Genomic DNA, 25,766 nt, shown 5'->3' on the forward strand with positions numbered 1-25,766 from the left:
AGCTGCAAATCTAGGACGTAGCTAATGAAAATACTTGCAATAATTCCAGCATACAACGAGGAAGACTGCCTCGAGACAACCGTAAAGGAATTCGAAGAGGTTTGCCCTAATGTTGACTACCTCGTAATTAATGACGGATCAAAAGACCACACTCCGGAAATTTGCGATGAGCTTGGACTTAATCACATAGATATGCCCATTAACACAGGGCTTGCTTCTGGATTCAGGGCAGGCATGAAATACGCTTTGAAACATCACTATGATGCAGTTGTTCAGTTTGACTCTGATGGACAGCATATCCCCAGTTATATCCCACTCATGGCTAAAAAACTTGAAGAAACGGGTTGTGACATTGTTTTAGGCTCACGCTATCTTGCTGGAGAAAAGGCAGCAGGTCTGCGGAATGTAGGTTCGCGGATTATCTCCCACATGATTCGCATGGCGACTCATATCACAATCACCGACCCCACCTGTGGACTACGCATGTATGGCAAGCAGATGATTCCTCTCTTTGCAAAAGGCTTTGACCTCGAACCAGAACCAGACACAATGGCCTTACTCCTTCGAAATGGTGTTACCGTCTGTGAAATACCTATTTCCATTCGTCAGCGCCAAGGAGGAACAAGTTATCTCAATCCTTTCCGTGCATCTCGATACATGCTCAGAACACTGGCATCCCTTGTTCTGTTTGTATGGTTTAGGTAGGAGTTAGGAAATCATGCCCATATTTCAGCAAATTCTCTTATTAGCCGGCGCCTTACTTATACTGGGAATAGTTATTCATTCGGTGCACAAAAAAAGAATCCTTATTGATGACTCACTTTTTTGGATTGCACTTGCTTTGTTTCTCGTCATTTTAGGTGCCTTCCCACAAATTGTTTATTTCTTCGCACGAGTTTTTGGTTTCCAATCCCCTGCTAACCTTGTGTTTGCTGCAATCACAGCTCTTTTATTGATTAAAGAATTCCGTACTTCCGCAAAGCTTTCTCTGCTTAAAGACCGCGTCAACCAACTTGCCCAAGAAATTGCCTTACGAGATTCAAATGACAAGGATAGTAAGTAATGAATTCAATACGTGTCAGCATCATTGTCCCGTGTTATAAGGTTGAAAAATACCTCCCCCGTTGTCTTGATTCCCTTGTAAATCAAACGCTGGAGGGTGTAGAGGCTATCTGCATTAACGATGGCTCTCCCGACCACTGTATCGACATTTTGCATGATTACGAAAAACGTTATCCCGGGCGTATCGTCGTTATTGACAAGCAGAACGAGGGTGTTTGGCGTGGTCGCTGGGATGGAATAAAAAAAGCTCGTGGCGAATATATTGGCTTCCTTGATAGCGACGATTATGCCGAACTTGATTTTGCTGAGAAGCTTTATGACGCAGCAAAATCCTCAAATGCTGATCTTGCTGTATGTGGCTTCAGTCGCATAGACATGGAGACAGGTAAAAAAATCACCCATGAAATGTGCCTTAAAAGACCGAGTTTTAGCATTGATGAAGACCCTGGCAGGTTAATAGAGATGAATGGTGCGCCTTGGAACAAACTCTGGCGTGCTTCTATTCTACGTTCCATGTGCGACCTACAAGTACCGCCAAAAGTTCTCGACGATATGCTTTTTCAGATGCTCGCTTTCCTTGAGATGCATGGAGCCATTGTCTTTACACCTCATAGTCTCGTGAATTACATGATTCGTCTTGATTCGATTATCAACACTATCTCTTTAGAAAAGCTGCAAACTGGCTATGATGCCTTTCTTGAGGTTCGCAAGCTCTACGAGAGCCATAAAGCCAGTCTCGAACTACTTCAGGCGTTTGATGCAGTAGCTTTTGAGCATCTGGGTATTTCCATGATGTTCCGCATTTCATGCGACAAGAGCATCAATCTCTCTGAGCAAATAAAAGTCTGTACTGACTTCTTAGACAAACATTTCCCCACATGGAGACAAAATCCATATATTTCTTTTGCCTATGCTCAAAAGCAGGGCGGAGCATTTAAACGACTATGGCTAGCCCAGAAAGTTTACAAGGCACATCTACTCGGCCCATTTCTCGGGCTTTACCGCTTCGCTATTGATGTTCTACACATCGATATCAAGTGGTAAATCATCCCGGATTCAATTACAAAAGACCTAATAAGAAAAGTAGTCTCACTGCAAGCTCTTCGGTCGGTTTCTGCCGCAAACGCTCAGCAAACATGGTTTTGCTGAGTCGTTTGCCATCAAGTATGCAATCAATCATAGCGAGGTCATCTGCATCCAGACGCTGAGCATAGCATTCCTTAAAATGCTTAAGTTGTTTCTTTATTTCGCTCAATTGCCCTTTGCCGAGAAATGTTTTGATACGAAACGCCAATAAAGTTAAACCCCCACTACCTGTAGGGCTAACACTGGAGGTTAAACGCCGATAATCAAGCGATGCAAAGTCATCAAAGTAAATCTCACCCAAGCCCGCCGCTACAAGCGCCATCCACCAGTCGTGGGTATACACTCCCTCACTACCGTTGGCAAGCAATTCTTGGACAAGGGTTCTGTTCATCAAAGAAGTATTGCCTGAACACACGCTTTCTACAAGGAGCGTCGGCAATGAAACTCCAATGCGATTGAGCTGCGATCGAGCAATAAAGTTCATATCCTCATCGCAGAAGTTATACTCGCTGCAATACAGTTGAGGAACGGACTGATCTCGTGCTGCAATCATTCGCACTGCTCGACTGATTTTGTCTGTATGCCACGCATCATCTTGGTCGCAAAAAGCTACAAAGTCGTAGCTATCATCTGGCATCGTCAGAGCGTCAAAGAATGAACCAACAACACCTTTATTCTCCCCAGCCTTATACTGCAGCAAGCCTTTTGCGGCATATGCCTCTAGCAATTCCAGCGTTGAATCTGTAGACCCATCGTCCCGCACAAAAAGATCAACCTTTTTATCTTGAGCAAGCACAGAATCAATCTGTTCGGCTAAGTATTTTTCTCCATTATAGGTAGACATAACAACAGCCACGCGGGAATTAACTACAAGACGATCACCTTTATCAAGCAAATCTGTTGACTCCAATTCCCGTGGTTTTATCTCTGGCTCCGCTTTTCGTCCTACCTCATATAAGGCAAGTTCCCAATCCATACCTGCCCTCATTACAACCGTCGCATTAAGCACATCATGCATATGGCACCAACTCAAACGCTTAAGTGGCGAAAAACCTAAAAGTTCTGCCATTCCTTGGCAGAGGTCTTTTTCTGTCGTATCGAGCTGTTCTCCATAACATTGCAAAAAAGCTGCAGCTTGCCGCACTCGTGCATCCACACTATCCAGCTGCTGAGTACTGGGTAGTAGCTTATGTACATAGTTTCCTAATTTTTGCAAAATACCAGTTGCAGAAGCAGAACTAGCACCTACTGAATTATTTCCATGCTGTCGATAGAGCATCGTTGCTTCTGACACATAGCCAATATGACCAAAAGCGGCTGCCGTCAACATAAACCACCAATCATGCATGATAATCGAGCTGCGAATCTTAGGCAGGCGCAATGTATCATGGTATAAAGCTCGATTAACAAGCATGACACAGCCAGGAGAAACATTTTGTGCAAGGAGATTTGCAAGTGAGACTCGATTGGAATTGAGTCCAGAAAAGTCCTGGAATGATGATGCTATCACCTCAAGAGACTCATCAACAACGGCTAAATCAGAAAAGACAAGAAGCGGAACATCTTTTCCGTACCGCTCCTCTAAACAATGCATCTCCTTTATCTCGCGTTCAAGCTTATCTACAAGCCATACATCATCTTGATCACAAAATGCAATATAAGGAGCAGTTGCCCTGTCTACCAAACTGAAAAAATTGTCTCGAGCATTTCCATGAGCCTCAGTATTGGCTACATCGCGTATTCGTTTGTCATGCTCGGCATAACGGGCCACAATAGCAGTCGTAGCATCTTGGGATAGGTCATCTGAAAGCAAGAGCTCCCAATCGCGATAATTTTGCACTAATAGCGATTCCAGCTGACGCTCAATAAAACACTCACCGTTATAGCTTGCTAATAAAATCTGTATTGAAACAGCCATATTTCACCCTAGCTATATATGAACAACAAAAAATCATCCCTTATTACATTACTATGAAGACAACATTTTTCATTTCAAGAGCTTGGAGTTCTCATGCATCTCAGAAATTATCTCTACCTTGCTGGGATAGCTCTTATTTCCTTCGTACTTTTACTTCTCTGTTGTCACTACTCTAGGCAGCTTCTGGCTAAAGAAAAGCATCGTAGTAGTTTTGAAATACTTGTTCTATTCTCAATATTAATTTTAGGCACAGCAGCTATTCTTGGAAATCAAATCCTTGGAACCGCTAACGTTACGCTTGGTTTTAGAAGCAGTGTAAACGATACATTTGATCAGTACATTCCTTACTATCTGGATATTATTCACAATGCGCAAGTCGGTGGTTTACCCTTTTGGTCCCACCATTTTGGTATGGGATCAAGTTTCCTCGCTAATCAAGAATGGTTAATGGATCCTTTTAACATCGTTTTAATTCCACTATGCCTTGTCTTTGGTGAAGAATTCTTGGCCCAAGCACTCGCCATTACCTTCGCCTGTCGTGTGTTCTGTGCTGGTCTTTTTTTCTCACATTTTTTGACTCGCTTTTGCTCAACTCCTCTTGCACGTATTTTTGGTGCTTCTAGCTATGCTTTTGCTGGCTACCTCTTTACTGTGGGCAAGCATTATTTCTTTGGTACCGCTTGGGTATTGTTACCACTGATACTGTTGGGTCTTGAAGATCTAATGCAACGCAAATCAGCTGGTGCATTCGCATTAGTTAGTATCACCTCTGCGATTTATATTTGCTTTAGTGTCTATTTTGCGTTTATGACACTTATTTTTTCACCCATATACGTTGCCTTACGCCTTCTTATCATAATTGAGGAAAATCAAAAGGGACATTATTTCCAGCGCTTCTTGCTGTGCGCAATGTCCGTACTTACTGGTGTATTGCTAAGCGGCATCATGCTCTTTCCAGCAGCCTACTACATTATTGCCGAAACAAGCCGCGTAGGTGGAACAGCTGCTTCCTCAAAGGGTACCGCTCTTAGTATGCTATCAAGCTTTATGTCACCCCGTGGTATTGGGTTCATATGTAGCAGACTTATGGGTAATGCACTTATAAGTGTCGGCACAAACTATGAATTTATGCCCAATAACAATGAGTTGGAATTTTTCCAAGGCGGGCTAGGCTGCGGCGTATATATCCTATTAGGCCAATTTCTCTATTGGGTATACAGTCAAACGAGCACAAGGCATCGTATTGCCGCTACATGTGCCTTACTATTTATCACGTTTTATTCGATTAACTTCTTCCTGCCTTCACTTATCACGATATTTCGTTATCCCACCTACCGTGCCTCCCTCAGCATAGATGCAATACTAATTTGTGCAATGGCAATAGGGCTTGAGAAAGGTTTTATTGAGCGCAAACCCGCATGCATTCCACTATTGTTCTCCATTTTTTTTTCAGCCCTTGTACTCATGTGGTCCTTAAATAAAACTATCAATTCTCGATTGCAATGCATGTTTTTCATTGTAATTCTGGCGCTTTCAACGCTTTTGACTATCCTCTGTTTTAAAAAACAAACTTGGATTCCAGTACTTACACTTGGTGTCTGTGCATTATTTATTTCGAGTTCTCTGGTAGATTCCTTTTCGGAAATTAATCGTAATCCACGCATAGTACCAAGTAATAAATTCCCACCAGCGGCAAGTCAGGCGCTTAGTGGAAACACAATCACTGCCTTGTCTAAGCTACAAGCCCGTGACAATAGCTTCTATCGAGTAGAGCGCGATTTTCACAGTCTTACAAAATGGAATGATGCACTTAGCTTTAACTACGCAGGCATTTCTAGTTATAACAGTGCAGAAGATGGTGAACTAGGAGATTTCTTTAATAAACTCTGGCCAACAGCCATATCTCATCGGACAAATAATTTCAGCTGTTATACCTTCCCTATAGACTCCACCAGCTCCCGCATGATGGCTATTACTGGTATTCGCTATCTCATCTGCCAGAACCCACTACCCTCAAAAACAAGCTGGGCAAAGCAAATAGAACAAGTTAATGGCTTATATATCTACGAGATAAGCTTTAGGGGAACCATAGTAAGCCCTCTTTATCTCAGAAATTCTGTGCTAAGCCAATCAGATGCAGAGAAGCTTAACATTAAACAACGGCAGCAAGCACTTGATAACAGTATCATTGTAGAAGACAGCCAGATAAGCTTACTCAATATCTCTTCCAACCAAAACAAGATTGAGACAAAAGTACAACTAAAGCTTGCTAGTGATAACTCTATCAGTGGCATCATCGACACTAACAGTGACGGGATTGCCTGTCTTGCTATACCCCACACAAAAGGCTGGAATCTTACTCTTGATGGCAAGCCTTTAGAAACTTTCTCCGCAAATTATGGCTTTATCGGCTTTAACTGCCCAGCAGGCAGACATGTGCTCCATGCCTACTATATCCCTGCTGGCATTATCCCTGGAATATTGATAAGTATTGCGGGAATTGTCTTCACTGCCGCATTCGTTATTTACCTCATTAAGAATAAATCCGTTGTTGATGGAGATATTCGGAACAACCGCAGGGTTAACTGATGCGATATTAGGCTCTTCTTGCCAAACTAGGAAGACATAACCAAATTGGAGCAGAAAATATCAGCGGGGACATATAACGGAATAAAACAACTGGACCGAATATAAGGGTGACAAGTAAGCCAAAACAAAGTGTCAAAGGAACAACTAACTGCATTTTCCGTTCGCATATAACATGAGCAAGCAACAATAGCAGTGACCACACATAGAGTCCAGACTTGCATATCTGGGCCAAAAGTGGCAGACGAGCATAAGGCATACTCCATCGCTGCTCATCTTTTGGGAATACCTTATCTCCGAATAATTTATCAAACACATGCTTATACACAGGAAATTTGCTTTGCCGTTCAATAGTTATATAGTCAGACCCAGGAAGTGAAAAATCGACATAGTCAATATAAGCATGAGTCATTTTGGCATCATAGTACTTAATGTCTGGATACCACAAACCATATGTAAGCTCAAGATGGGCAAGGATGTAACTACGCGGATGTCTCAAACCTAAATGTGCCCAAAACGCAATAAAGCCCTTAGGATCCTTGCTAATCAACTGGGTATTAAGGTGCGCTTTATACTGATCTGAAATTCTATTGTCACGAAAATAATTATGAGAATTGAGAAAGTGCTCGGGCATATACGTATAGAGTTGATTAAGATCTTCCTCAGATAGGGTATTTTGCTCATGGTTCCATACATAGACGAGCTGTGTTGCAGGAACGCTCATCATTTCCGTAATGGTAGTATCTTTTCGCGCACCCATCAAACTAAGTATCGGGCCATGAAACAATAGATAACCCACGCATGCCATAAAGACAACGGATAACAGCCTTACGCGCCATACTTTTGGCGATGCTAAAGCAAGCGCTACTAAAACAAAAATTAAGGTATAGAAACCATTGTTACGACACAGACAGAGAAAAAGTGCCCAAAACATCATTCGAGCGGGATATTTCCAAGATTGCCAAAATTTCTCTGATTCGTTTACCGCTATAAATAGCAGCATCAAACACATAGCAAAAGCTGCCATAAAGGGTGCATCTTGTAAAACTGAAATAGAGATTATTACAAGACCTAAGTTGAGACAAAAGAACGCTGTACTAAATCCCAACGCCTTATAACCAAGACGAGTATTTAAAAAATTGAGGATACGCCATACTACATAGAGAATAAAGACCAACTGCAGAAGTGTAAGTACTGCAAACCCCAATTCATAAGCACCAGCTATACTCCAACTTGTATGAACAAAAAAATAAAAGAGCAGCTGATAAGGAATAGACCATTTTGCTTGTAGTATGCCTTGACTTATCCCTCGATACCATTCAGGAGAATCAGCCTCGTAGATACCTGGCCAGAGCGCAAGCCACGCGGCAAACCACAAGACACATATCAGACTAAATGCCAGATAAACATGCTTTTTACTAGCAGAGATAGGGGTGTGATTGGCATGCCCCCAGCTACTCATCCATTCTAATAAATAAAGTACCAACGGAAAGAAAGTGAACACATAGAGTAGAGCATTCCCTAGTACTGACCCTAGATGGACAAATCTATCTTGCCAGATAAACTGAGTTCCCAGAGCCATACAAAATGAAAATATCAAACTCAAAACAGCAGAAGATATAAGATATTTCGGCGTGTGCTTTGATGTAAAAATGCAATTCCACAAAAGGAAGAAGGCAACGCAAAGGATAGGCAATACTAGTGAGCCTTGGACGCTCTTCTCAGCTGTAAAAGATGCGAGATAACGGAGCACTCCACAAGAAGAAATTAATGCAGAAAAAAGTGTGAGGACTTTTATCTGATAAAGCTCGGCTCTACGCATCCCATTATCCTGCATTTAATTATCCTTTTCTGGATGCTGGGTATCGTTCTTTTCCGTTCCAACAGGAAAATTAACCCTGTCACGAACTACATACTGTGGGGTTGAATTAACCGAGAGCACAATATTGCCTACGTACTCACCAATCATCCCCAAAGCAAAAAGCACTACGCCAAAAAAGAAGAGGAGTAGGCAAATGATAGAAGCCCACCCCGCTGGCATAAGAGGATCCGTCATTTTTTGAATGATGACTACAATTCCTGCAACGAAGCCCACCACTACAAAAAACATGCCCATCCAAAAAACCATGCGAAGCGGAAGTTTGGTGTAATTAAAATAGGAAAGCCATAAATTGATTAACTTCCTAAGGGTATAACCAGAACTTCCATGCTCTCGTTGGTGATGCTTTACCGTCACATTACCAATTCGAGTGGTCATACGAGTAAAGAGTGCATCCACAAAAGGATTGTAGTTATGGAATTTAATCATCTGATTTTTGATTTGAGATGTGCACATCCAGAAACTTGATGTCTTCATATCTGCAGGTTGTTCAAGCAGGATATTTCCCGTAACTTTATTAAGCCAGCTCGAAAAACGCTTAAGAGGACTTAGTGAGGGTCTTTCTTCGAAAACGCCATATACCACATCATACTCACCACTCTCCATTGCACTAAGTAGTAAGGGGATTTGAGATGGATGTGTTTGCAGATCGTCATCCATACAAAGCACCAAGTCCCCTTCAGCATAGTTAAGGGCGCACATTAAAGCGCTATGTTGCCCAAAGTTACGCATAAGACAAACGCCATGAACATTGGGATATGCTGACGCAAGCTCGCAAATCTTGTCATAGGTTTTATCAGGGGGATTGTCGTTGACTAATATGAATTCACAGTCATAGACAGCACTTTTTTCAAACTCAACCTGTGTCAAACGAACAACATCATCAAGGCTTTCCTCCGAATGGAAACAAGGTACTATAACTGAAACGAGCACACTATCCCCCTGAACCGCTATTGTTTTAATCTTGGTAGCACCCGCTAATTACTGTTGTAAAAAGACAAAATTGCAGTAACAACCGCTCGTTTATCTTCGTCAGCTAGGTTGAAATACATAGGCAGTCGTACCAACCGATCACTTTCACGTGTTGTGAACTCATCTTCCCCATTAAAACGACCAAACAACTTGCCCGCTGGTGCTGAATGCAGGGGAATATAGTGAAATGTTGCTTGAATACCCCGCTCCTTAAGGTAGGAAATTAATGCAGTCCTCTCACTAAGGTTGGCACATTTAACATAAAACATATGTGCATTATGCACGCATTCATTTGGAATATGAGGTAACCCGATATCTCCCCTTTTAGCAATCAGTTGCAACTTTTCCCAATAATAACTCCAAGTCTCAAGCCGGCTATCATTAATTTTATCCGCAACCTGCAGTTGACCCCAGAGATATGCAGCATTGATATCACTAGGAAGATAGCTCGACCCCCGGTCTACCCACGTATATTTATCAACCTGACCACGGAAGAAGCGCTGGCGATTGGTCCCTTTTTCACGAATAATTTCTGCGCGGTCATTATAGATAGGGTCATTAATGACCAGAGCACCACCCTCACCCATAGAGTAATTTTTTGTTTCATGAAAAGAGTAACAACCAAAAGTGCCGATAGTACCCAGTGCGCGGCCTTTATAGCTACTCATTACCGCTTGGGCTGCATCTTCTACAACCAAAAGATTATATTTGCGTGCAATGCTCATGATGCTATCCATCTCACAAGCAACACCGGCATAATGCACTGGCACAATTACTCGTGTGCGATCAGTAATAGCAGCTTCGATTTTTGTCTCATCAATGTTCATGGTATCAGGGCGAATATCAACAAACACTAAAGTTGCGCCAACCATCTGAAAGGCTGTAGCAGTAGAAGAAAAAGTAAAACTTGGAAGTATTACTTCATCGCCAGGTTGAAGATCACATAAAATAGCAGCCATTTCAAGCGCAGTAGTACCTGAGGTGGTAAGTAGTGCTTTTTGAGCTTTAAAGCGCTTTTCAAGCCAAGCATGACAACGCTTAGTAAAAGGACCATCACCACTAATCTTGTGATTATCCTCTACAGCTTCACGCACAAAAGCCATCTCGCTCCCAATAAAAGGTGGTACATTAAAATTAATCATTACGCTACTCCCAGCGAATAAATGGCAATGCCACACACGATGAAAACTAATGCTATATACTTCTGCAGATTCATTTTCTCATGAAAGATTGTAACGCCAAAAATAGTTACATAGATATAGCTGGTAGCTTCCAGCATGGGACCCATTGAAAGCGGTATGCCTCGATAGGCAAGGATCGACATGATAGTTGACCCTATAAAAATGATATAGCCCCCGATTACAAATGGATTCAGATATTCCTTGATTGTTGAGCTATAGTGCCGCATAGCGGATTTCTTCAACAACACCTGAGCTACTGCTGCAATAAATACCCCAAAAAGAAGAATAAAGGCATAGCGTAGATCTAGGTTTTCCATGACTATACCTCTTTTCCATTATTAGCTGCACTATCCTTTTTATTTGCATCTGCTGTGGCATACAACACAACGCCAATAAGCACAATAAGCCCACCAATAAGCTTAGGAATACTTACCTGTTCTTGAAAAATAAGCACTCCCCAGATAAGGCCCCACACCACAGTGACTGCTCTATTCGCATATGCAGTCGTAAGAGGAAGATACTTGATAATTTGCTGCCAGCCCAAGGCGTAAATGCCTAAAATACCAATAATGCCGCTATAGTACAGCACAAAAGGAATGCTGGGAAAAGCGAGTCCTGAAGCAACTTTACTTAATACGGTGCTGAGAGAATAAAATATCAACAGAAGTTGCAATAAAAGATAGATTTTTAGCTTTGATGGACTCATAAATTAATGCCTCTCCACGGGTAAGAAGGGTATGAGGTCTTCCAATTGAGAAGACTTAAGGATAAAGAACCCATGTCGGGAACCGCTGTCAACGATATCTGTTGACATATCCCCAAAAGAACTCACAAATTCAACTAACTCAGGACATGCTTCTCGAACGATATTCAATGTTGCAATATCGTTCGAATCAAAAATAAAGCGAATCATGGCATGAGCTGCTGTATGTAAGGAGGTTATATTGGGCTTTTTTCCCAATGCACAATCAATAACCGCCCCAACAAAATCAATGCCTGTAGAAAGCGGGACAAGACTACTACCAATGCAGTCTCCACCCATGCGACTTCCAATCTCAACAATCTTTATTTCCCCCGTGGGAAGCAACATGAGTTCCGAATGAGAAGCACCATATTGCACGCCCAAACTATCGAGTGCATGAGGAACTATTAACTTAATCTTCTGATAGATTTCTTCAGAAACTGGCGCAGGTTCAAGGTGGCCGGTTTCTATAAAGTGCGGGGCTCCAGAGGTAAATTTCTTGGTCAGCGCAAGAAAATGATGTTCTCCTTTCCAAGAAATATATTCAACACTAAATTCTTCACCATCCATACATTCTTCAATGAGAGCTTCTTTCGCAAAAGATGAGTCAATGGCACGCTCTACCGCATCTTGAAGAGCAGTCATATCAGCAGCATCAAGCTTTGTGATACTACGACTCCCCGAACGATCTACAGGCTTAACTATGAGTGGATAAGTCATACCAAAATCTAATATAGGCTCGCCCGCACGAATAAGGCGGCTTTTAGGAGAAGGATCTCCGTTACGCTCGAACGTTTGACGCATCAAGTGTTTGTTTGTAGATTTTTCTACCGTATCAACAGAATTTGACACCAATCCTAAACGCTCGGCAACCCGTGCAACGGTAATATTTCCCAAATCAGATCCAATAGTACAAATACCCTCAACTCCAACTTTATTACAAATATCGCAAATTTCGTCGATTTCAGTAATTGAAATCGGGTAGAAGACATCAGCGGTCTTCTCACCAATCGAACCATCCTTCCAAGCAAACACATGAGTCTCAAGTCCGCGTTCTTTTGCTTTGAGAATGAGGGGGTTCTGGAAATCTGAAGCTCCAATAATGGCAATCTTTTTCGGCATGCAAATACACCGACCTTTCCAGCAAAATCTGCGAACATAACACGCCATCCTCCATGCCAATCATATGGAGTAACATGCATAACGATGTCATCCATGCACTATTTAGGAAGAATCCCCATAGTTGCCATGATGAAAATGAAGTATAGCCCATGTCTGTTGCCAATCCGCTTAGCCAGCTGAAGGACAACTATGCCATTATTGGGACTAGATGTTGTTGCTTACTTGTCTCTTGTAAAGCTTTGTAACGGAGGAGTGTATGGACCAAAACGAAGTTATACGTTTGGTTGAAACTCTCAATCTACGCACTATCGAGCTTCGTGATTCTGATATCTATTCGGCGGGGATTCGCGCAAATAATATTCACAAGCTCACGCATCCTTTGACCTTTGATCATCTTCGAAGTGGTTTTCGCGCATGGCTCACTTCCCGACGTTTTGCCCGCGCCCCTCGTCATGAGCCTCGCTCAAACTTGGATCCCACTACATGGGAAAAGAGTTTACGTCCAGGTAGTAGAGCAAAAAAGGTAGTCGTGTACTCATGCATCACTGGTGGATATGACGTTCCCCTCGAGCCACTAATGGATGTGCCCCAATTAGATTACGTTATGTTCCTTTCTGGTTCAGAAGTACCTCACTCAACAAAATGGGACATACGTCCTATTCCTTCTGAAATCCAAAGGTTAGCTAATAATTCTTTGATTAATCGCTATATCAAATTTCACCCCCACGAACTATTTGGGGATTCGTATGATGCCTCAATCTATATTGACGGTAATATTCAAGTGATTTCTGATTTGAGTTATTACGCGGATATGATTCATCCTCAAGCGGGTATTGCCTTGCATTACCACCGAACTCGTAACTCAATTGCTGATGAAATGATTGCCTGCAACGCATTAGGAAAAGGGTCTCTTCCAAAAATGCAAGCGCAGGTTAACAACTATAAAGCACAGGGGTTTCCCCTAGATTATGGTTTACTCGAATGCAATATTATCGCAGTTGATTTGCATAGCACACTTAGTAAGAAACTAATAGCTGAATGGTGGGATGAACACTGCCGCTTTGATAGCGGCCGCGATCAGCTTGCCCTGCCCTACGTATTGTGGAAAAACAACATCCCTATCGAGTATGTAGCTACTATGGGGCATAACGCTTATCGAGATTCAAAGGTTTTCATCAAAAACCATGACGCTTAGAACAGGATTATCTGGTGAAAAAAGTATTAATGGTCTCTTGTGAAGGTCTAGGTAATGGCGGAGTGCAAGCAGTGATGATGGGTATTGTGCGGGGGCTTAAGTCACACTGTCACTTTGACATGCTACTTTTTACATCAGAGCGTCGTTATTATGACGACGAATTTGAATCATATGGAAACATCTTTCGCATTCCTCATTATGAAGGATCAAATCCATTTCTCATCTACTCAGATTACTATCTTCGGGGTCAGCATCTCTATAAAAGGGTTAAAGAGATTTTGAAAGAGCATGGACCTTACGAGGTAATTCATTGTAATAACGACTTTGAAGGTGCTTTGTGTCTCAAGGCAGCAGCTGAAGCTGGTGTACCCATACGTATCATCCAAGCACATGTCGAGCTCTCTCTTGCTAATGAAAACATACTTCGTAGGCATATTGACCTTAAAAGACGAAATCTCATTTGCCAATATGCAACCACATTAATTGGGTGCTCAACTAAGGCATGCAGTAGCTTGTATGGCCCAGATGCTCCTTTCATTATCATTCCCAATGCCTATGATGCTCAGCGCTTTAACAAAAATTTGTATTCCCTTCATAACGACCGACTGACACTCATACAAATTGGAAGATTTATCGAAAATAAAAACCAGTTATTTAGTGTGTCAGTTCTCAGGCATATCCAAGAATACATTGCAGATGCCCAGCTAAACCTTGTAGGGTTTGGAGATGATTCTGAATTATCTCGTCTGCATCATGCCATTGAAGAAGCAGGACTAACCAATTTTGTCCACTTGTATCCAAGTGATGCAAATACCCCAGAATTACTTAGTGGTAGTTCAGCTCTACTCTTACCTTCTCGACATGAAGGCTTCGGCATCGTCCTTGTGGAAGCACAAGCTATGGGAGTGAGATGTTACGTCTCCGATACAGTGCCGCGAGATGCCAATGTGGGCGGGTGCAGCTATCTGCCTTTGCAAGACGGAGCTGCAATATGGGCAAGACGCATCGTGAATGACTACTCGCAAGGTCTATGTAAACATCACGACTATGATTGCACACAATTTAAATCCACTACGGTTATAAAAAAAATCAGAGACATCTACTTTCCCTATCAACACTAAGCATCAAGAAGAAGGACAACGCACATGACAGACTCATCAAGACAGAGGGAAATAGGAGCACTTGTATCCTATGCAGATACCTTTGTTGCAATGGCAGTTGGCCTTTTATATGTTCCCCTACTCCTACGCACCATTGGTCAGGCGGAATACGGTCTATATCAACTCATCGGATCAATCATTGCATACCTCAATATCATCAGTTCAATGCTTGCTGCTGGCGTAACTCGGTATTACTGCAAGTTTTTTGCTCTTGGCGATAAAGAAGGCATGGCAAAAACGCTTGGCATTTCCAAAAAAATCTACAGTACAGCAAACATTGTTGTTGTCGTTGCTGCTACAGCTCTCATCTTCATCGTTCGCACGGTCTATGTGACATCTCTATCTCCCTGGGAGTTAAATGAAAGTGGCATTATCATAGGTTTGCTCGCCTTTAATTTAATGCTGACCATGAATAACACTCTTAGCATTGCCGTTATTACAGCTCATGAGCGTTTCGTTTTCCTGAAGCTATCAAATCTTACTTTAACTGCACTTCAACCAATTACCGTGCTGCTAGTGGTTCAGGCAATGCCATACGCAGTTGCAGTGAGTGCCGCGCAGGTTGCCCTCAATGCTCTACTAAGATTTGTACAGCGAAGCTATGCTATCAAGAAACTTGGTATGGATACCTCTATCCGCAAGTATGATCGAGACCTTGAACGAGAACTTATGCGTTTCTCCAGAAATATTCTGCTAAGCACTATCGCGGATCAGATTTTTTGGAAAACTGATCAACTTATACTGGGATACCTGTATGGCACCTCAGTCGTAGCCGTTTATTCCGTCGGTATGACCATTAATACAATCTATTTGTCACTGGGTATGGCTGTATCGTCAGTTTTCATGCCACAGGTAAGTGAATTGTGGCACAAAGACAAAAATATTCAAGCAATATCAGAGCTCTTTACCCGTGTAGCACGAATTGCACTTTATCCCCTGCTTCTCGTACTGCTCGGATTCATTGTCTTTGGCAAAGAATTTATCATACTTTGGGCAGGCCCTAGCTACGTTGAGGCATATCTCATTGCTGTGATTGTTATGATACCTTTTACTGTTGACCTCATGCAAAATATCGGTTTAACCATACTTCAGGTAATAAATAAATACGGATTTAGAAGCATGGTTTATCTTACTGCGGCAACACTCAATATCATCCTCACTCTTATTCTTGCCCAGACTTTTGGTGGCATAGGTGCCGCTATTTCTAGCAGTATTGCCATCATTATCAGTAGTGGATGCATCCTTAATTGGTATTACCAGACAAAAATTCATCTCGATATGATGACTTTTTGGAAAAATATCATCCGTGAAACAATTCCTCTAGTTGCCTACGCAAGCATCATGTTTTTTGCATGGTCACGCTACAGGATGGGCGTCAGTGCCATTGGTTGGATACCTCTAATCCTAGGCATTCTTATATTCAGTCTTGGTTTCTTGATAACCGCTTATCTCTTCTCGTTTAATAATTCCGAGAAGAACCTAGTAAAGCATCTCATTCATTTCAGCAATGATTAGAAGCTCTAACCAATCTCAAGCAGCTTCGCATACTCGTCAGCGTACTCGGCGGGATAAAACTGGTTGTAGCCTGCGCCATGATAGAGCGTAATTTCGCTGAAGTAGAACTGTTTGCCCATGTCATAAAAATCGACACGGACATACTTAAAATTCTTTGCAATCTCAGTGCCAATGCGAAGCATTTCATCGAGACATTGTGGGCGCGGCTCAACGATTGGTTTAGTGATTTTTTTGTACTTAGCTTTGGAAGTGAACTGGAATGGCAGAAGTTTCCAATCAGGTGTAAAGAAAGCACGGTAGTTATCACCCTCGCGGTCGATAACCTTATATACAAAGGCACATTTCCCATTGAAGAAATGCAGTTTAATATCGGCTGGCACCCGCCCCTCAGAATCCATAAGAAGCTTTTCGATAAGCAAGCAAGGCTGAATATTTTTGTATTGCCATTCACGCGTTTCATAGTAATGGTTGAGCGTCATCCATGCATGACAACGACCCCTCAGACGTTTGTAATCTACCTTATTGCGATCTCGAACAATTTTCCAAGTGCCCGCGCCACTATTGCATTTGATAATCGTGGGATAATCTGGAAACGCTTCTTTGGTGACTTCCTGCCAAGAATTAAGCTTTCTTACCAGCGGCACCAGATGCTCTTCACCAAAATGCTCAGCAATATAACTTCTAACACGATATTTATCCGCCACCATCGTGCAAAAATCGCGGTGATCATGGAGCTTGAGCCAGCACATCTTTTCATTGAGTGTCTGCGGATTATCAAGATTAGGAGCATAGCCTAATACCTGCGTAAAAATCTTCTCCTCAACCTTGCGCTCGCCCATAAGCTGCATGGGAAGTTTAAATTTCAAAGCAAAGTACAACCAACGAACGGGATAGGCCTCTTTTAGCTTACCGACAAAACTCATATGCTTCTCTCTTTCAAATTTTTATTCAAGCTCGCAAGACCTAGTTGAGATAAAAATCGCGATACCACTCGGCAAAAGATCGCAGACCTTCACGCAGAGTTGTCTCAGGTCGATAGCCAAACTCGCACTCTAAAGCTTCGGTATCTGCATAAGTCACAGGTACATCTCCTGGCTGCATGGCTACAAGCTCTTTATGTGCCTCAAAATCAAAACCCTGAGGCAGCACACCTGCGCGCACCAATTCTTCTTGCAGGGTGCTGACAAAGTCGAGCAAACTTTCGGGACGACCGCCACCAATGTTGTAAATGGCATAGGGAGGCACTGGCAGTCCGTCTACGCCTGTTTTGCGCTCAGGAGCACGGACAAGTACCCGTACAATACCCTCGACAATATCGTCGATATAAGTAAAGTCACGACTACAATTCCCATAGTTAAAAATCTTGATAGTGTCGCCCTGTAAAAGCTTATTAGTAAAACCAAAATACGCCATATCAGGACGCCCTGCTGGACCATAGACCGTAAAGAAACGCAGTCCCGTCGAGGGAATGTCATAGAGCTTGGAGTAGGCATGCGCCATCAGTTCATTAGATTTTTTGGTAGCAGCATAAAGAGATACGGGGTTATCCACGCGGTCATCAGTGCTAAAGGGTACCTTGGTATTGCCGCCATATACTGACGACGATGATGCGTAGACTAGGTGTTCTACACCGCATGCTCCCCCATCGTAGCTGTGTCGGCAGGCTTCAAGAATGTTGTAAAAGCCAATAAGATTTGACTCAATATAGGAGTCGGGATTCGTAATGCTATAACGCACACCTGCCTGCGCTGCAAGGTTCATCACAATATCAGGCTGATAACGCTCAAAAAGGGAATCAACCAAAGCTTTATCTGCAATCGAACCTCGGATAAAATCCCAAGAAGCCTGAGGATTTGCTTCTGCACGCTCACCAATCTTTGCTAGGCGCCATTCCTTAAGTGAAACGTCATAGTAGTCGTTCATATTGTCAATACCAACAACATGACAGCCCAATCCCAGCAAACGTTCCGAAAGATTCGATCCGATAAAACCTGCAGCGCCCGTTACCAGTACTATCTTGCCTTGCAAGTTCATGTCACTCATCTTTACTCCATTACTCTTGGCGCCAGCTCAGCTACATGCGTTAAACCCCATATAATCAATACCGTATACTAGCATTCACGCCCATCAAAAGGCTGTCGCTACGGCATTCGCAACATAAACGAAGGGATCTGAAATGAAACTTTTGATAGGTGGAGACTTCGCCCCTACCAAACAAAATTTTGATCTTTTTGAGCAAGGCGATGCTGAGGCACTCTATAGCTCTGAGCTTTTGAATTATCTCAAGACTTTTGACTATCGCGTCTTTGACTTTGAAACTGTATTTGAGGGCAAGGGCACTCTTATCGAAAAACATGGGCCCCTTATTACCACACCTGTATCCTGCCTTCCAGGCATTACCGCTATCAATCCCAATCTCTTTGTATTGGCAAATAACCATATTAATAACCTGGGCAAGGAAGGTATTCAGCACAGCTTTGATATTCTTGAGCAAAACAATATCGCCCATGTTGGCGCAGGTGTAAATCTAACCCAAGCGCGTGAACCCTATATTCTCGAGCATGGAGGACTCAAAATTGGTTTTTATGCCTGTGCTGAGCATGAATTTAATGCCGCCGGTGAGCAAAAAGCAGGCGTCAATCCCTACGACCCACTGGAAAGCTTCGATGATATTCGCAAGGCAAAAACACTCTGTGACTATCTCATCGTTTTTTATCACGGTGGCATGATTGAGTATCGCTATCCCCTACCTACTGAACGTCGGGTATTCAAAAAATTTGTCGATGCTGGTGCCGATCTTGTAGTTGGCCAACATACACACTGCATCGGCTGTGCAGAAAACTATCAGGGCAAAACTCTCCTCTATGGACAAGGAGATTTTCTTTTTGCTCGTCCTACGCTCAATGAATATCGCTACTCTGGACTCCTACTCGAGGTAACTATTGATAAAGATGGTCTTAGAGTCGATTACAATCTGCGTATCAAACCGCAAAACACTATTCGCTTGGCTACTGATAAAGAAAAAACTGAGATTCTTGGAGCTTTTCAACTGCGCGGACAAGAAATACAAGACCAAAAACGCTATACCGAGATTTATCGAACGCATCTTGAGACACGCAAGGGTTTCTATCTTGATAGGCTTCTTGGTAAATTTGGACGTTCACTTATCTATGCTGGTCTTAACAAGCTTACAAGCGGACGCTATCGCAAGTGGAAGATGCGCCGACGCTTTGACAAAACCGACTGGCTTATTTTGGATAACTGGGTAAGCTGTGAGACGCATCAGGAGCTCTTCCGTGACATGATTCAAAGTGAATGGCAGGAAAAATCATGAACGAAGTAGTACCTCCTCATCGCTGTACAGGTTGTGGTGCCTGTTCAATAGCCTGTCCTGTCAGCGCTATCACTATGGAGACTACCCCTGATGGTTTCTTACATTCACATATCAATCAGGACGTCTGCATTAATTGTAAGCGCTGTCTCAAAGTATGCCCCGTGCTGAATCCACCTGAAAAAAGGGAACAAGAGACAGTGTATGCAGCGCAGTCACCAAACGCTGCCGTGCTCCAGCATTCAGCCTCGGGCGGTGCTTTTTTTGAGCTTGCAACAGCATTTTTAGCTGAGGGGGGCAGCGTCTATGGTGCCACGATGAAGCTCGAAAATTCTCAAGCAGACATCTCTCATCTTGCTGTAACTGACTCACAAGATCTGCCCTGCTTACAGGGTTCTAAGTATGCACAAGGTCGCGCATATCCTGTATTCAAAGAAATTCGCGGAAAACTTCGCCAAGGTGAGCGCATCCTTTTCTCAGGGCTTCCCTGCCAGGTCGCAGGACTTTACGGCTATCTTGGAAAGAAATTTGAGACACTCACCACAGTAGATATTTTTTGTCATGGCAACACCTCACTCGACCAGCTCAATTGCTATCTCACATATCTCAAAGACAAGTATCACAGTGATATCGATGAATATATCTTTCGTGATAAAGAACGTGGCACTGGTTACAAACCAAAAGTCACCCTCAAGTCTGGCAAAGTAATTCGCCAGACTACTTTTCAGGAAGCGTATTGGTATCTCTTCCAAAATTCGAAGTTCTATCGCGAGTCCTGTCACAGTTGTCCTTATGCCAGTCCCGAACGCATCTCGGATATCTCCATTGGAGACTTCTGGGGTATTGAGCAAGTTCGCCCTGAACTCTTGTCAGCTAAGGACGGTAGACTCAATGAGCGTTATGGCATCTCGGCAGTGCTTGCAAATACCAAAAAGGGCAAAGCACTCATACAAGCAACACAACTTGTTTTAGAAGACTCTACTATTGACGAGGTCGCATCTCACGGCGCCGCCATTTGTGAGCCCCAAGCAGCTCCAGAGGACCGAGCTCAGGTACTTGAAATGTTCCGTGAGGGAAACTTTGCCCAAGCTAAAGCCTATACCAAACGTCAACTTGGCTTGTACTATTACCTTGACCTGCTTTCTGACACACAACTAGTTAAACTCGCAAAAAGAGTTCTTGGAACTTAACTAATCTGCCAGTGCATCGATTTTGTATAACCTCATATCATCTTTGGCGAGTATCACTTCAAACCCTGGTGTTTCATCAGTAAGTGACACGAAGCCTTTCCAATCTCTGCTGTGGAATTTATCAAAGAGACTCGATTTACCATGCTTAGCATCAAAATCTTTATCTAAAAGCAAAAGGTACTGTGCGCCCGTCTTTTTCACCGCTTTTTGCACTTCGCTGTTGTACATATACTCATTGATTTTGTCTGAAATGACTTCACTCTCAGGAGTATTACCTCCATCAAATCGACGGTAATAAGTATTAATATCACTCAAGGGATAAGCAAACGCGCTGCCATCACCAGGCACATTCAATACAAGATCATCCTTAGTGATCTTTTTTACCCTAGTAAGAAAGTCGCGCTCGTCTTGATCCAAAATTGAACGAGATATGTCGTTGTACCTATGAGCGCGGCTTCCCGTATATCCAAAGGCAGTCGAAATAGTGACATCCTCATACGGAACCTTGATATTGGGATAAAAAATCATCGCAAACGATGCTACAAAAAATATACAGGGAATTAGCAAGCGTTTAAAACAGTCTCGCCCATCCTGAACCGCAAGCTCCTCAAATAAATGTTGAGTGACACGTACGAGTGATTCCATACCAAGAGCTGCAAGGGGCATCGCCAAAATACAAGCAATAGATGCGAGGCGATTGTAGTCGGTATACCAAAATCCCGTCATATATTGCTTAAAGGAACCGTCAAGAGAAGCTGAGATAACAAAGAGAATACAGTAAAGGAGGAAACTCCCACTTATCCAAAGATAGTTTCTACGGTAGAGACTATAAAGGATACCCAGCCATACAAACAATGCAAGCAGAGGTTGCATAGGCACATCTTTAAAACCTAAGAAGAGTGCTTCGATAACCGTAGCGCGAAGGGGGGCATAGGCATAATGCACATAAAGAGCGACGGAATTGACAAGAGGTATCTCATAACAAATACGCCACGCCGCTACCACAAAAAGTAAGAACGTTGCTATTGCTACAACTGCACTAAGTCGCGAATTATGACGTGATCTATTTATGTATGCACGCCAAATTATCCCCATGAGATATGGAATTAAAGCTACACCTAGGGTAAAAGCCATACTCGGATGAGCAAAAACAAGAGCTAATAAACCCGCAAATAAGATGGCGATTTTCCCCAGCTCATATTTCTTTTTTAAGGCATCTTCAGACACCATAACAAACAGAGCGAGAAACGCTGGTAGTAGAACTACGCCAAGAAAAAACGAATTCTTCGCCTGAGGAATAAGAATGTGCCAAGGGAATACTCCAAAGGCAAAAGGAAAAAGCGCTCCCAAACGCAAGGCGAGTGGTTTTTCTTTAAGCGTAGTGCGCAAAAACAAATAAATGCCCGCAGGAAAACAAGGTACGAGTAAAACTGCATTGATAACATTAGCCCCAAACGCCGCATTTTGATTTGTAAAGCCCGTAATCATTGCGGCAAGCACATGCCACGCCGCTGGATAATAAGGCTTCCCCATAATGGATGCATGGGATATATCCTCAAATAAAGAGGAACTAAAGATTGACCATTGACCAGATTTTACATAACGCCAAACCAAATTGAGATGTTCAGTATTATCTGTTTTCCACGTAAGGGAGGACGGACCATCCAAGGGTCGAAGATAATACAGTCCAAAAACCAAGAGTGCAATCAACAGATAAGGTAAAAAAACCTTGAGTTCCCCTTTGAAAGAGTTTTGAGATGTGCAAATAGTTCCTAGATGTTGGGACGAAAATTGTAATTCCCCTCTCCTCCGCTGCAGTCGTCTAAAAGCCAGTACCACAGTTGCAAGCAAACACAAAGGAAGTGCCACGCTTACCCAAGAAGCAAAGATTCCAAGTTTTTCAAATACTATGCCAACTACCGTGTAAAGCGTTATCGTCACAAGGGGCGCTAAAGCAAGACTGAAAAAACGATCATAATCACATGCTCTTATTAAGAAATAGCCAGGTAAACATACAAAAACTAGGCAAATAGGCAACGCAAGAAAAAAATGAAGCCACATGACAAATTCCTTTGTTTGCAAATACAAAGAAGAGAGGATGGCGACAAATGTCGTCACCCTCTCCTCATCTCACATTATAAGCACGACCTCTAGTACGAAAGGCAAGTTGTACCACGAGTGATGTTGTCATAGACCCACTTGGCATTGCCAATCTCTAGACGACAGCAAGCCCCAGACTGACGAGCCCCAAGCTTATTGACATAAGGATACAGAATCTTAGTTTTTGCATAATACAAAAGCGAGTGGAAACTAGGCCCCATACCCGAAGTCTTGTAGAATTCCGTCCAGTAATACTCACCAGTTTCATAGATGATGCCATTGGGGCCCATATCACCGTAATAAGCTTTTTTACCAGATGTCCTGAATAAGCCCTTTGGCGTAGGAGATTCAGGTTTGCCTACTGAACAACGGAAAATTTTATGGGGAACCCAAGTATCATTTTCAAGGTGGTACACATTGACATAGAAACGACTCTGATCGATGGTAATTATGTACTTGGTACCGCTCGATAGATTATTAATTTTGCGATAAGTCACATAGGTAGAGTACTTCCAGTTACTTCTCTTACCCTTTTCATTAACGTAAACATACTTGCCACCACTCAAATCCCAGTGACTTGTATCTTGAATAATCCATTTCTGTGCAGCAGTATTATTATTTTCCCATTGGTGAACGTTGGCTCCGTCTGCCTTTGAAGCTCCAGAGATATCCAGTACAAGGCCAGACTTAAGGTTTTTGAAGCTTAACCAACCACCATCAGCAATTTCTACTACCCATTTTTGTGCAGCCGTCCCATTGCTTTGGAATTGACAAACATTAGCTCCTGCCGCACTTGATCCATGATAGATTTCAACAAGCTTGTCTGAGTTAGCATTTTTCAGGGTAACAACGTTGTTCCCTACATTAGTTACTTGGAATTTCTGGCTATCAAAATTCCTAAATCTGCCTGCTGAAATGTTGCCACCATTTTTATTATCTGTACGATTAGCACCAAGCACAGTACCCAGCTGAGAAACAATCTTGTAAGTGCCATCTGCAACAAGCTGAGCAGGATTAAAAACAAAGTACGAATAAGAGTCTGTAGGCTCATATAACGAAAGGGAACTTCCATCATGAACTTGCCCACTACCTAGACCTAAAACCCTATTTGGCACTGCAAGGCTATATAATGAAAATGCATTACCATTCCAAGCAAGATCCCACTGATTATGTTCATTAGCTACAGTGGTACTGTCGCCATCTTGAATAAATCCTTTTTCAGGATTGAAAGTTAACCAACCGCCAGATGCTGCGGTGCGAAAACGATACACATTCTCATATCCATCAATTTTCTTAATTTCAAAGCGCTGCGCACGAGTGCCATTGGAGCTAAACATTCTAACTGCTGTTCCTGAGGTATTTCTGCCAGAAGTAACGTCAAACACCTTGTTTGGATTAATGAAGCTACCAATGGTATAGATTCCCTCATCAATTAGACTCGTTTTTTGTAAGTTAAAATTCTGAGCGGACGTACCATTCGCTATAAAGCCTTGGAGGTTGATACCACTACGATTTTTTCCTCCGCTTACGTCTAACAAAAGACCCGTCGCCTTATTGATCAAGCGAAAGCTTCCATCAGGATTACTGCGCAAAGCCCACTTTTGATTATTCAGACCTCGTTTAGAATCTTGGTATACATTAGATCCATTGACGACACTATTTTTCATAGTAAGAACTTTGCCAGTTCCCATCAAATTGATGTAGTAAAAACCATCGCCCGCATTTTGCAAATACAGCTTCTGCAACTGTGAGTTTGAGGTTACTTTCTCAAGTTGGACGTTAGCGCCATTTGACTTTGAGCCGCCTTTAACGCCAATAGTATAGTTTTGATTATTCGCTGTCGTGATGAAATGAGCGCTAGAAGGCTTATCAATGTCACTTACTGCAACCTCAGGATGCGCTTTGTAAATATAAAAACGCTGCGCCTGAGTATTATTGGATTGGTAAAGTTGAACATTGGATTCATTTTCAACCCGACCACCATATACATCAATAACAAGATTCTTATTAAGTTTAGAAACAAGGTTATACGCACCATTGGAAAGAGACTTCAAAAACCAAAGCTGAGCATCACAATCTTCTTTCTCAGCATCGATTTCAATATTTGCTTTAACAATACCCTGCTCCCCAGTGACCTGTAACATCAATTTGGTACCGTGCTTAGCAATGGTGTAATACCCATTGCCTTTGTGGACAAAATCCCACTGCTGAGCGGCAGTATTGTTATTTTCATAAAGCTGAACATTTGCATGGCTATATTCTTTGTTATGCCAAACATCTACAACCTTGGAAAGACCTTTGTAATTTCCAGAGCCAATTACATAGGTGCCATCCTCAAGGGGCGGCTCTACCTCATCAGCATCAATTGCATTTGACTTCTCATCTTCTAAAGAAGCAGAAACTTCCTTTGCGTTCTCAGTCAATTCTGTATTCAAATTTTCAGTTATTTGATTGTCTTCATGAGCTGAATTTTCAACATCCGAATTAGGAAGAACATCACTTCCAACTACAACAGAATCAGAACTTTTGAACTCAGTAGATGCCACCGATGGAGCTTCAGCAACTACAGCTGAATCTCCATAAGCCATGCTGCTAGCAGCTGTGGCCGCCTCTCCCTGGCTATCAGTTTCTGCAAAAGCAAGGACCGGGGCAGCAGCTCCTAGGGCAAAAGCTAAACCGCATACTACAATAGATTTTTTTAAGTTCTTGTGCATGAATACTCATCCT

Annotated in this window: 20 protein-coding genes; 9 read left to right on the plus strand and 11 right to left on the minus strand. The window is 42.5% G+C overall.

Features of this window, described 5'->3' with window-relative positions; all coding sequences use genetic code 11:
* Positions 1-24: 24 nt before the first annotated feature.
* The 3 genes from ACO5JD_RS06690 to ACO5JD_RS06700 are packed head-to-tail and all read left to right on the plus strand — an operon-like array spanning position 25 to position 2,106.
* Positions 25-705 carry a glycosyltransferase family 2 protein gene (locus tag ACO5JD_RS06690; protein ID WP_021625486.1) on the plus strand — a complete coding sequence of 227 codons (681 nt, stop codon included), beginning with the start codon at positions 25-27 and terminating at the stop codon, positions 703-705.
* 13 nt (positions 706-718) lie between these two features.
* Positions 719-1,063: a DUF2304 domain-containing protein gene (locus ACO5JD_RS06695; protein WP_021625487.1), complete on the plus strand. Its 345-nt coding sequence runs from the start codon at positions 719-721 to the stop codon at positions 1,061-1,063.
* On the plus strand, positions 1,063-2,106 hold the full coding sequence (locus ACO5JD_RS06700) for a glycosyltransferase family 2 protein (RefSeq protein ID WP_021625488.1): 1,044 nt from the start codon (positions 1,063-1,065) through the stop codon (positions 2,104-2,106). Before ACO5JD_RS06695 ends, ACO5JD_RS06700 begins: the two co-directional genes overlap by 1 nt.
* Before the next feature lie 16 nt (positions 2,107-2,122).
* Here the strand turns inward: ACO5JD_RS06700 and ACO5JD_RS06705 are convergent, their stop codons facing one another.
* Complete coding sequence (locus ACO5JD_RS06705; RefSeq protein WP_484988614.1) at positions 2,123-4,066, minus strand: glycosyltransferase; 1,944 nt, start codon at positions 4,064-4,066, stop codon at positions 2,123-2,125.
* A 93-nt stretch (positions 4,067-4,159) separates the two neighbouring features.
* Between ACO5JD_RS06705 and ACO5JD_RS06710 the strand changes: the two genes are divergently transcribed.
* Positions 4,160-6,655, plus strand: a complete 2,496-nt coding sequence (locus ACO5JD_RS06710; protein ID WP_021625490.1) for a YfhO family protein — start codon at positions 4,160-4,162, stop codon at positions 6,653-6,655.
* A 7-nt stretch (positions 6,656-6,662) separates the two neighbouring features.
* On the opposite strand, the gene ACO5JD_RS06715 is transcribed toward ACO5JD_RS06710, so the two are convergent.
* Genes ACO5JD_RS06715 through ACO5JD_RS06740 form a run of 6 tightly spaced genes read right to left on the minus strand, consistent with a single transcriptional unit; the run spans position 6,663 to position 12,548 of the window.
* The gene (locus tag ACO5JD_RS06715) at positions 6,663-8,489 is read right to left on the minus strand and encodes a DUF6020 family protein (RefSeq protein ID WP_484988616.1); all 1,827 of its coding nucleotides are present in this window, start codon (positions 8,487-8,489) and stop codon (positions 6,663-6,665) included.
* Positions 8,490-9,464, minus strand: a complete 975-nt coding sequence (locus ACO5JD_RS06720) for a glycosyltransferase family 2 protein (RefSeq protein ID WP_484988618.1) — start codon at positions 9,462-9,464, stop codon at positions 8,490-8,492.
* Between the two features lie 44 nt (positions 9,465-9,508).
* Entirely contained in the window at positions 9,509-10,645 is a 1,137-nt protein-coding gene (rffA, locus tag ACO5JD_RS06725) for a dTDP-4-amino-4,6-dideoxygalactose transaminase (protein ID WP_484988620.1), read from the minus strand.
* Positions 10,645-11,001: a DMT family transporter gene (locus tag ACO5JD_RS06730; protein ID WP_021625494.1), complete on the minus strand. Its 357-nt coding sequence runs from the start codon at positions 10,999-11,001 to the stop codon at positions 10,645-10,647. Before ACO5JD_RS06730 ends, rffA begins: the two co-directional genes overlap by 1 nt.
* 2 nt (positions 11,002-11,003) lie before the next feature.
* Positions 11,004-11,390 carry an EamA family transporter gene (locus tag ACO5JD_RS06735; RefSeq protein ID WP_484988622.1) on the minus strand — a complete coding sequence of 129 codons (387 nt, stop codon included), beginning with the start codon at positions 11,388-11,390 and terminating at the stop codon, positions 11,004-11,006.
* A gap of 3 nt (positions 11,391-11,393) precedes the next feature.
* Entirely contained in the window at positions 11,394-12,548 is a 1,155-nt protein-coding gene (locus ACO5JD_RS06740) for an ATP-grasp domain-containing protein (RefSeq protein WP_021625496.1), read from the minus strand.
* Between the two features lie 256 nt (positions 12,549-12,804).
* Between ACO5JD_RS06740 and ACO5JD_RS06745 the strand changes: the two genes are divergently transcribed.
* Genes ACO5JD_RS06745 through ACO5JD_RS06755 form a run of 3 tightly spaced genes read left to right on the plus strand, consistent with a single transcriptional unit; the run spans position 12,805 to position 16,418 of the window.
* On the plus strand, positions 12,805-13,743 hold the full coding sequence (locus ACO5JD_RS06745; protein WP_021625497.1) for a glycosyltransferase domain-containing protein: 939 nt from the start codon (positions 12,805-12,807) through the stop codon (positions 13,741-13,743).
* Between the two features lie 14 nt (positions 13,744-13,757).
* Positions 13,758-14,864, plus strand: coding sequence for a glycosyltransferase (locus tag ACO5JD_RS06750; protein ID WP_156894143.1), 1,107 nt, complete (start codon positions 13,758-13,760; stop codon positions 14,862-14,864).
* A 24-nt stretch (positions 14,865-14,888) separates the two neighbouring features.
* On the plus strand, positions 14,889-16,418 hold the full coding sequence (locus ACO5JD_RS06755) for a lipopolysaccharide biosynthesis protein (protein WP_484988624.1): 1,530 nt from the start codon (positions 14,889-14,891) through the stop codon (positions 16,416-16,418).
* A gap of 5 nt (positions 16,419-16,423) precedes the next feature.
* On the opposite strand, the gene ACO5JD_RS06760 is transcribed toward ACO5JD_RS06755, so the two are convergent.
* A complete protein-coding gene (locus ACO5JD_RS06760) occupies positions 16,424-17,341 on the minus strand; it encodes an ATP-grasp fold amidoligase family protein (protein WP_484988626.1) in 918 nt (305 codons plus the stop codon).
* Positions 17,342-17,381: 40 nt separating this feature from the next.
* Positions 17,382-18,461: an NAD-dependent epimerase/dehydratase family protein gene (locus tag ACO5JD_RS06765; RefSeq protein WP_484988628.1), complete on the minus strand. Its 1,080-nt coding sequence runs from the start codon at positions 18,459-18,461 to the stop codon at positions 17,382-17,384.
* A gap of 133 nt (positions 18,462-18,594) precedes the next feature.
* On the opposite strand from ACO5JD_RS06765, the gene ACO5JD_RS06770 reads away from it, so the two are divergent.
* Both ACO5JD_RS06770 and ACO5JD_RS06775 read left to right on the plus strand, forming a co-directional pair.
* Positions 18,595-19,752 carry a CapA family protein gene (locus tag ACO5JD_RS06770; protein WP_484988630.1) on the plus strand — a complete coding sequence of 386 codons (1,158 nt, stop codon included), beginning with the start codon at positions 18,595-18,597 and terminating at the stop codon, positions 19,750-19,752.
* Entirely contained in the window at positions 19,749-20,939 is a 1,191-nt protein-coding gene (locus ACO5JD_RS06775) for a Coenzyme F420 hydrogenase/dehydrogenase, beta subunit C-terminal domain (protein WP_484988632.1), read from the plus strand. The genes ACO5JD_RS06770 and ACO5JD_RS06775 overlap by 4 nt, the downstream gene beginning before the upstream one ends.
* On the opposite strand, the gene ACO5JD_RS06780 is transcribed toward ACO5JD_RS06775, so the two are convergent.
* A complete protein-coding gene (locus ACO5JD_RS06780; protein ID WP_484988634.1) occupies positions 20,940-23,057 on the minus strand; it encodes a DUF6541 family protein in 2,118 nt (705 codons plus the stop codon).
* A gap of 32 nt (positions 23,058-23,089) precedes the next feature.
* The gene (locus tag ACO5JD_RS06785) at positions 23,090-25,753 is read right to left on the minus strand and encodes an RICIN domain-containing protein (protein ID WP_484988636.1); all 2,664 of its coding nucleotides are present in this window, start codon (positions 25,751-25,753) and stop codon (positions 23,090-23,092) included.
* Positions 25,754-25,766 lie beyond the last annotated feature (13 nt).

Source organism: Olegusella sp., from assembly GCF_057238325.1.